This is a genomic window from Streptomyces sp. G-G2 (assembly GCF_030063135.1).
GTDB lineage: Bacteria > Actinomycetota > Actinomycetes > Streptomycetales > Streptomycetaceae > Streptomyces.
The window spans coordinates 343,011-351,560 of sequence record NZ_JASISO010000001.1 but is presented as its reverse complement, the minus strand read 5'-3'; the positions used below and the strand labels follow the sequence as shown (position 1 = coordinate 351,560).

The 8,550-nt window shown below is 71.3% G+C and carries 8 protein-coding genes; 1 reads left to right on the top strand and 7 read right to left on the bottom strand.

The features are described from left to right. The 3 genes from QMF80_RS01540 to QMF80_RS01530 all read right to left on the bottom strand — a co-directional run. Positions 1 to 520: helix-turn-helix domain-containing protein (locus QMF80_RS01540; protein ID WP_283448810.1), on the bottom strand; the 520-nt coding region annotated here is incomplete at its 3' end. Between the two features lie 129 nt (positions 521 to 649). Beyond that, entirely contained in the window at positions 650 to 853 is a 204-nt protein-coding gene (locus QMF80_RS01535) for an acyl-CoA carboxylase subunit epsilon (RefSeq protein WP_283448808.1), read from the bottom strand. Between the two features lie 22 nt (positions 854 to 875). Further along, positions 876 to 2,459, bottom strand: coding sequence for an acyl-CoA carboxylase subunit beta (locus tag QMF80_RS01530; RefSeq protein WP_283448806.1), 1,584 nt, complete (start codon positions 2,457 to 2,459; stop codon positions 876 to 878). Positions 2,460 to 2,722: 263 nt separating this feature from the next. Between QMF80_RS01530 and QMF80_RS01525 the strand changes: the two genes are divergently transcribed. Continuing rightward, positions 2,723 to 3,343 carry a YceI family protein gene (locus tag QMF80_RS01525; RefSeq protein ID WP_283448804.1) on the top strand — a complete coding sequence of 207 codons (621 nt, stop codon included), beginning with the start codon at positions 2,723 to 2,725 and terminating at the stop codon, positions 3,341 to 3,343. Positions 3,344 to 3,439: 96 nt separating this feature from the next. On the opposite strand, the gene QMF80_RS01520 is transcribed toward QMF80_RS01525, so the two are convergent. The 4 genes from QMF80_RS01520 to QMF80_RS01505 form a co-directional block, all read right to left on the bottom strand. Then, the gene (locus tag QMF80_RS01520; protein ID WP_283448802.1) at positions 3,440 to 4,774 is read right to left on the bottom strand and encodes a hypothetical protein; all 1,335 of its coding nucleotides are present in this window, start codon (positions 4,772 to 4,774) and stop codon (positions 3,440 to 3,442) included. A 94-nt stretch (positions 4,775 to 4,868) separates the two neighbouring features. After that, on the bottom strand, positions 4,869 to 6,494 hold the full coding sequence (cimA, locus tag QMF80_RS01515; RefSeq protein WP_283448800.1) for a citramalate synthase: 1,626 nt from the start codon (positions 6,492 to 6,494) through the stop codon (positions 4,869 to 4,871). 317 nt (positions 6,495 to 6,811) lie between these two features. Continuing rightward, positions 6,812 to 7,435 carry a TetR family transcriptional regulator C-terminal domain-containing protein gene (locus tag QMF80_RS01510; protein WP_283448798.1) on the bottom strand — a complete coding sequence of 208 codons (624 nt, stop codon included), beginning with the start codon at positions 7,433 to 7,435 and terminating at the stop codon, positions 6,812 to 6,814. Positions 7,436 to 7,462: 27 nt separating this feature from the next. After that, entirely contained in the window at positions 7,463 to 8,500 is a 1,038-nt protein-coding gene (locus QMF80_RS01505) for an agmatine deiminase family protein (RefSeq protein WP_283448797.1), read from the bottom strand. Between the last annotated feature and the right edge of the window lie 50 nt (positions 8,501 to 8,550).

The following is an 8,550-nucleotide window of genomic DNA, read 5'->3' as shown; positions in this document are numbered from 1 at the left end:
TCTGCTCCGGGCTCCACTTCTCGTCCAGCATCGCCTGGACGGCGTCCCGCAGCTCGGGAATGTCGTGGATCTTGCGGGTCTTGGGGCGGGGCCGGCGGGCGTCCGCGCGGGCCTGGGCCGCATACGGGCGGTAGTGCCACGTGCCGCGGGTCCCGTCGGTGCGGTTGCGGCGGATCTCCCGGCTGACCGTGGAGGGGCTGCGGCCCAGCTCGGCGGCGATGGCGCGGACCGTGGCCTTCTCCCGCAGCCGGTCGGCGATGTGGATCCGGTCCGCTTCGCACAAGTACCTCGACGACGCGGACGGCGGCACCACCGCATGAATCGGTGGTGCCGCCTTGTTCCCGCCGGACGCATTGCGTCCGTTGCGCCAGCGTCTGCCGGTCTTCGGGTTGATCCCGACGATCCGGCACGCTTCCTTGTTGCTCAAGCCCTGCTGCATGAGCTGGAAGTATCCAGCCCGTTCCTCAGCGAGCTTCTTTCGCCCCTGAGGGCTCCGCACCTCACGGATCCGGAAGTCCATCGCATCCCCTGAACTGGGGTGTTGCGACAACCACTAGAACCCAAGGCAAGAGTGCGGGGGCCTTTCACGTGCTGCCCACCGGGAGCGCCGGGTGGCTGGAACCGGCGCGGGCCCGGACGTGCTGTGCCGCTAGCCCTGCCAGCTGTGCGGGGCGCGGAAGCCCGGGGTGCGCTCCAGACGGCGCCAGCCCGCGGCGGAGCCGATGCGGTGGACCGGTCCGGCCTCGGGGGTCGCGGCGGCGCGGGCGAGGAGGATCGCGGTGATCGCGGCCAGCTCCTCGGGCTCGGCGTGGCCCTTCTCGACGCGCAGCAGGGTGTCGGTGGTGAGGCTCATGAGTGGCAGGTCTCCTTCGCTTCTACTGAGGCGGGTTGCCGTGCTTGCGCGACGGCAGGTCGGCGTGCTTGTTGCGGAGCATCGCGAGGGCGCTGACGAGGACCTCGCGGGTGTCCGCGGGGTCGATGACGTCGTCGACGAGGCCGCGTTCGGCCGCGTAGTACGGGTGCATCAGCTCGGACTTGTACTCCTTGACCATGCGCGCGCGCATGGCCTCGGGGTCCTCGGCCTCGGCGATCTGCTTGCGGAAGATGACGTTGGCGGCGCCCTCGGCGCCCATCACGGCGATCTCGTTCGTCGGCCAGGCGTAGGTGATGTCCGCGCCGATGGACTGCGAGTCCATGACGATGTAGGCGCCGCCGTAGGCCTTGCGCAGGATCAGCGAGATCCGCGGGACGGTGGCGTTGCAGTACGCGTACAGCAGCTTCGCGCCGTGGCGGATGATCCCGCCGTGCTCCTGGTCGACACCGGGCAGGAAGCCGGGGACGTCCAGGAGGGTGATGATCGGGATGTTGAAGGCGTCGCAGAGCTGGACGAACCGCGCGGCCTTCTCGGAGGCGTGGATGTCCAGGACTCCGGCGAGGTGGCCGGGCTGGTTGGCGACGATGCCGACGACCTGGCCGTCCATCCGGGCCAGGGCGCAGATGATGTTGCGGGCCCAGCGCTCGTGGATCTCCAGGACGTCGCCCTCGTCGACGAGTTCCTCGATGACCTTGAGCATGTCGTACGGGCGGTTGCCGTCGGCGGGGACCAGGTCGAGCAGGACGTCCGAGCGGCGGTCGGCCGGGTCGGTGCTCTCGTGGACCGGGGGGTTCTCCCGGTTGTTGGAGGGCAGCATCGAGATCAGGTAGCGGACCTCGGAGATGCAGGTCTCCTCGTCGTCGTACGCGAAGTGCGCGACGCCCGAGGTCTCGGCGTGCACGTCCGCGCCGCCGAGGCCGTTCTGGGTGATCTCCTCGCCGGTCACCGCGCGGACCACGTCGGGCCCGGTGATGAACATCTGCGAGGTGTCCCGGACCATGAAGACGAAGTCGGTCAGGGCCGGGGAGTACGCCGCCCCGCCCGCGCACGGGCCGAGCATCACCGAGATCTGCGGGATGACGCCCGAGGCCTTGGTGTTGCGCTGGAAGATCCCGCCGTACCCGGCGAGCGCGGAGACGCCCTCCTGGATACGGGCGCCCGCGCCGTCGTTCAGCGAGACCAGCGGGGCTCCGGCCGAGATGGCCATGTCCATGATCTTGTGGATCTTGGTGGCGTGGGCCTCGCCCAGCGCGCCGCCGAAGATGCGGAAGTCGTGCGCGTAGACGAAGACCGTCCGGCCCTCGACCGTGCCCCAGCCCGTGATGACACCGTCGGTGTAGGGCTTCTTGGCCTCCAGGCCGAACCCGGTCGCGCGGTGGCGCCGGAGCTGCTCGACCTCCTTGAAGGACCCTTCGTCGAGGAGGAGCGCGATCCGCTCGCGGGCGGTCAGCTTGCCCTTGGCGTGCTGCGCCTCGGTCGCCCGGTCACTGGGTCCGCGCCGCGCCTGCTCACGCAGAGCGTGCAGCTCGGCCACGCGCCCGCGGGCGTCCGTCGGCTCGCTCGAAGTCTGGTCCACAACGGTCATGTACTGACCTTACGAACCCGGCCGTCGAAAACCCTCCGTTGGTTCCACACAGTCTCCGGCCCGATCCGCTGTACGGCCCGGACAGAAGGCACCGGGCATGCGAGGACTCCACCAGTTGGGACCTTCGTCCTTTGTGGAGTTCTCACAAACCTGCGCAACACCCGTCATGGAAGTTGAAATTTGAACAGAATGAGTCTAGCGTCATTCTCGTTGAAGGTTAAACCAATGGGCTCCCGCCGGGCCCGCCGACCGAGGAGTGAGTCATGGGTATCTTCACCCGCCGCAACCAGAGCGCGCAGGCCCCGGAAGGCGGCGCCGTCGCCACCCTCGACGTGGACCCCGCGCTCGCCGCGCTCACCGGTGACTACGTCATCGACGCGGCCCACAGCAGCATCGGCTTCACCGTCCGCCACGCCATGGTGACCAACGTCCGCGGCACCTTCGCCGACCACGAGGGCACCCTGCACCTCGACGGCGCGGACCCCTCGCGCTCCACCGCCTCCATCGACGTGAAGATCGCCTCCGTCGACACCGGCATCGGCGACCGCGACGGCCACCTGCGCTCCGGCGACTTCTTCGACGCCGAGGCCTTCCCCCTGATGACCTTCCGCTCCACCGGGGCGGCCCAGCTCGGCGGCGACACGTACCGCGTCACCGGCGAGCTGACCATCAAGGACGTCACCCGCCCGCTCTCCATCGACCTGGAGTTCAACGGATCGGCCACCGACGTCTACGGCAACGAGCGCGTGGGCTTCGAGGGCGCGGCCGAGATCCTGCGCTCCGACTGGGGTCTGACCTGGAACGCGGCCCTGGAGGCCGGGGGCGTCATGGTCAGCGACAAGGTCAAGCTGACCTTCGACGTCTCCGCCATCAAGCAGGCCTGATGCGGGCGGGCAGCGACGGCCGCGGCCCGGGCGGCCGGGACTGGTGCCGCGTCGGGCAACGTTCGCCCCGTCGGGCAGACACTGCCTGACACGGCACTAGAAGTCCCCGCCGCCGAAACCGCCGCCGTCGCCGAAACCGCCGCCGCCACCGAAGTCGCCGCCGCCGAAGTCGGAGGGGTTGAAGTCGGCCCCGGAGACGTCGCCGCCGTCGAAGCCGCCGCCCATGTCGGAGGCGTAGGCCGGGCCGGACATCATCATCGAGCCGAGCATCGTGCCCATCAGCAGCCCGGGCAGCATCCCGCCGCCGAAGTACCCGCCCGCCCAGGGACCGTACGCCGGGCCCGCGTCGTAGTACGGCCGCGGGCCGTGCTCGGTGTCGACCGTGCGGACCGCCGGGTCCATGCCGTCGCGCAGCCGCACCGCGTCCGCCGCGCAGACCGGGACGGTGCGCGGAGCCCCGCCCGCCGGGGCCCACGGGGCGTCCTCGGTACTGGGACCGTGGCGCGGGTCGAGGAAGCAGGGCGAACGGCGCTCCGGGACGGGCTCGCCCCGACGGCGCGCGTCGAGCGAGGCCAGCGCGTACCGGCCGTCCTCCAGCGCCTGGGTGACGCCCCGCACCTCCGCCGGGTGCTGGACCGCGGCCATGATCTGCTTGGCCTTCTCGTACGAGTCCAGGCCCTGCTCGTAGTCCTTGCGCATGGCGTCGTCCGCGCCGGGCTCCCCGGGGTGGAAGTCCAGCCGGTCCAGCTCCTCGCCGAAGGCCGTGATGTCCTCGTCGACGACCACCGAGAGCTTGCGGATCGCCTCGCGCTCCTCCTCTTCCTTCCTCTTCCGGTTGCGGCGCACCAGCGCGTACGCGCTGCCGCCGCCCACCAGCGCCACCGCGCCGAGGCCGATCAGGGCCCCGGAACCGACGCCGTCGTCCGACCCGGAGGCGCCCCAGGAGGCCGGGGCGCGGCCCTTGGCCTGGGAGAGGGCCTGGTCGACGAAGTTGTTGAGCTGGGTGCCCGCGTCGACCGCGCCACCCGCCTTGACGGCGTCGGTGAGGTTGCGGACGGCGCCGACCGGCATCACCGTGCGATCGGCGGCGGCGTTGAAGCCGTCGCCGAGGCGGATCGCGTAGAGCCCGGTGACCCCGGTCTCCGTACGGACCGTGCGCAGCACGCTGTCGGCTGGGAACTCGGCGCTCGCGGGAAGCACCGCGACGAACACCGGCTTGCCCGCGTCCTTGATCTTCTTGGCCAGGGCGTCCGCCTGGTCCTTCGGCAACTGCGCCTCGGCGCGCGGGTCGACGTAGACCGGGCCCTTCTTGAGGGCCTGCGCCACGGTGGCCGGTCCGGTGGCGGCCAGGGCCTGCGGCGCGGCCACGAGGGCGGTCGCGGACAGGGCCAGCAGCAGACCGGAGAGTACGGAAACGAGCCTGGTCCTCATGGCTCCGACGGTACCTGAACCGGTCATTTCCCGTGTGAGCTGGACATAAGGCCGGGGGCCCGCCGCCGGGCCCCCGGCCTGCCGTGCGGGACCGCTATTCGGCCGGTTCGACACCCGCGCGCAGGAGGCCGTAGGTGAAGGCGTCCTCCAGGGCCTGCCAGGAGGCCGCGATCACATTGGTGCCGACACCCACCGTGGACCACTCCCGGTGGCCGTCGGTCGTGGCGATCAGCACGCGGGTCGTGGAGTCCGTACCGTGCTTGCCCTCCAGGATGCGGACCTTGTAGTCGATCAGCTCGAACTTGGCCAGCTGCGGGTAGAAGCGCTCCAGCGCCACCCGCAGGGCCCGGTCCAGGGCGTTGACCGGGCCGTTGCCCTCCGCCGTGGCGACGATGCGCTCGCCCTTGGCCCACAGCTTCACGGTCGCCTCGTTGGCGTGCGTGCCGTCGGGGCGGTCCTCGACGATGGCGCGCCAGGACTCCGTACGGAAGTACTTGCGCGCCCGGCCCTCGACCTCGGCCCGCAGCAGCAGCTCGAAGGAGGCGTCGGCGGCCTCGAAGGTGTAGCCCGCCAGCTCGCGCTCCTTGACCCGCTCGACCACCCGGGAGATCAGCGCGCGGTCCCCGCCGAGGTCGACGCCCAGCTCCTTGCCCTTCAGCTCGATCGAGGCGCGCCCGGCCATGTCGGAGACCAGCATCCGCATGGTGTTGCCGACGCGCTCGGGGTCGATGTGCTGGTAGAGGTCCGGGTCCACCTTGATCGCGGAGGCGTGCAGGCCCGCCTTGTGCGCGAAGGCGGAGACGCCGACGTACGGCTGGTGGGTGGAGGGGGTGAGGTTGACGACCTCGGCGATGGCGTGCGAGATCCGGGTCATCTCGGCCAGCGCGCCCGCGGGGAGCACCGTACGGCCGTACTTGATCTCCAGTGCGGCCACGACCGGGAAGAGGTTGGCGTTGCCGACGCGCTCGCCGTAGCCGTTGGCCGTGCACTGCACGTGCGTGGCGCCCGCGTCCACGGCGGCGAGGGTGTTGGCGACCGCGCAGCCGGTGTCGTCCTGGGCGTGGATGCCCAGGCGGGCCCCGGTGTCGGCGAGGACGGTGGCGACGGTGGCGGTCACCTGGGCGGGCAGCATGCCGCCGTTGGTGTCGCACAGGACGACCACGTCGGCGCCCGCCTCGTGGGCGGCCCGTACGACGGCCTTCGCGTAGGCGGGGTTGGCGCGGTAGCCGTCGAAGAAGTGCTCGCAGTCCACGAATACGCGTCTGCCCTGCTCGCGCAGGTAGGAGACGGTGTCGCGGACCATCTCGAGGTTCTCGTCCAGCGTGGTGCGCAGCGCCAGCTCGACGTGCCGGTCGTGGGACTTGGCCACCAGGGTGATCACCGGGGCGCCGGACTCCAGCAGGGCGCGCACCTGGGGGTCCGTGGCCGCGGCGCCGCCCGCGCGGCGGGTCGCGCCGAAGGCGACCAGTTGGGCGTGCTTGAAGTCGATCTCGGTGCGGGCGCGCGCGAAGAACTCGGTGTCGCGCGGGTTGGCGCCCGGCCAGCCGCCTTCGATGAAGCCCACGCCGAAGTCGTCGAGGTGCCGGGCGATCGTCAGCTTGTCCGCGACCGTGAGGTTGATGCCCTCGCGCTGGGCTCCGTCGCGCAGGGTGGTGTCGAAGACATGGAAGCTGTCGTCGAGGACCGCGCTCGCCGCTGTCGCCTCTGTCGTCGTCGTCATGCTGATCTGACTCCTGTCGGATGAGTGGCTCCGGATGCCCGGGATCCACTTGCCCCCATCATCGCGCGCGGTCCGCTCCCGGCAGGAATGGAGCCGGGAAACGAAAAAACCTCTCGCGGGGTGCGAGAGGTCTGCGCGCGGGTCTGGGGCACGATGCCGCCTGCGTGAAGTTCTTCCACGCCTCAGCGGTCACTGCGGACCGGCGCGCTGCTGCCGATAATCATGGGCTGAGCAAGCACGCCCGCAGTCTGCCACACGTCCCGCCCCGCGAGCGGTCCGTCTCAGGATCCGGTCGCGGGCCGTCCTGGGCGGCGGTCTCAGGCTGCCGCCGGCCGGGGGACCACGAGGGTCTCGTCGAGGAACTCCGCGACGTGCGCCAGGATGTCGGGCCGCCCGGTCCCGGGCAGGCCCACCGCCAGCTGGATGCTGAACCCGTCCAGCAGGGACCGCAGCCGGGTCCCGAACCGGTCGGGGTCCACCCGGCGGAACTCCCCGCGCGAGATGCCCTCGGCGAGCAGCGCCACCAGGTCGCGGTGCCACGCCCCCTCGATGGCGGCCTGCCGGTCGCGCTCCTCGGGGCCCGCGTTCTGCGAGCGGTTCCAGACCTCCAGCCACAGGGTCCAGTGCGGGTCCCGGGCGCCGACGGGCACGTACAGGTCGACGTACGCCTGGAGCCGTTCGCGGGCCGGGCCGCGGCGCGAGAGCAGGCCCCGGCGCTGGTCGCCGAGGTCGGACTCGCTCCACTCCAGGGTCTGCAGGAGGAGTTCGTCCTTGCTGTGGAAGTAGTAGAGGAGGTGACCGCTGCTCATGCCGACCTGGCGGCCCAGACCGGCCATGGTCAGGCCGTCCAGACCGCGTTCGGCGATCGTGGCCATGGCGGCGACGAGCACGTCCTCGCGCGGGGGCGCGTTCTTCCGGGCGCGTACCTCACCGGCCGCCATGGGCCACTCCTTACCGTCCGCCGCAGGTCACACCTTCGGCTGCTGCTGGGTGATGCAGTGGATACCGCCACCCCCGGCGAAAATCGTACGCGCGTCAACCAGGCGCACGGTCCGTTCGGGGAACAGACCGCGGAAGATCTCGGCGGCTTCCTCGTCACGTGGGTCGTCGAAGGAGCAGAGCACCACGCCGCCGTTGCACAGGTAGTGGTTGATGTAGGAGTAGTCGACCCACTCCCCGTCCTCTTCCAGCACGGTCGGCGCCGGTACCTCGACGACCTCCAGCCGCCGCCCCTTGGCGTCGGTCTGCCCCCGCAGCAGGGCCGCGATCAGTTTGCAGCGCTCGTGGTCGGGGTGCGCGGGGTCGGGCTGGGCGTGCACCAGCACCACCCCGGGGCGGGCGAACGCGGCGACGATGTCCACGTGGCCCTGGGTGCCGTAGGTGCCGTAGTCACCGGCGAGGCCGTAGGGCAGCCAGATCGCCTTGGTGGTGCCGAGGTGGGCGTGGATCTCCCGCTCGACCTGCTCGCGGGTCCAGCCGGGGTTGCGGCCCGCGCCGAGCTGGACGGTGTCGGTGAGCAGGACCGTACCCTCGCCGTCGACGTGGATCGCGCCGCCCTCGTTGACGAGGGCGGTGCTGTACGTCCGGGTGCCCGCCAGGTCGGAGACGTGGCGGGCGATCTTCGAGTCGTGCTCCCAGCGGGCCCACTCCTGGGCTCCCCAGCCGTTGAAGGTCCAGTCCACAGCGGCCAGTTCACCCGCGTCGTTCGTGACGAAGGTCGGCCCGATGTCCCGCATCCAGGCATCGTCCAGCTCGCGCTCCACCAGCTCGACGTCCTCACCGACGACGGCGCGGGCACTGTCGGCGTCGCCGGGGGCGACGACCAGGGTGACAGGCTCGAAGCCGCGCACGGCGCGGGCCACGGCGCCCCAGGCCTCGCGGGCCTCGGCCAGCTCCCGCTCGTTGGTGAAGGTCGGGTTGGGGCTGGGCCAGGCCATCCAGGTGCGCTCGTGGGGAGCCCACTCGGGGGGCATGCGGAAACCGTCGGAGGCGGGCTGTGCGGTCATGGCGCGGGGTCCTTCCGGGCTGCGGGACGAGGCGGGGAGGGCGGAGCGGG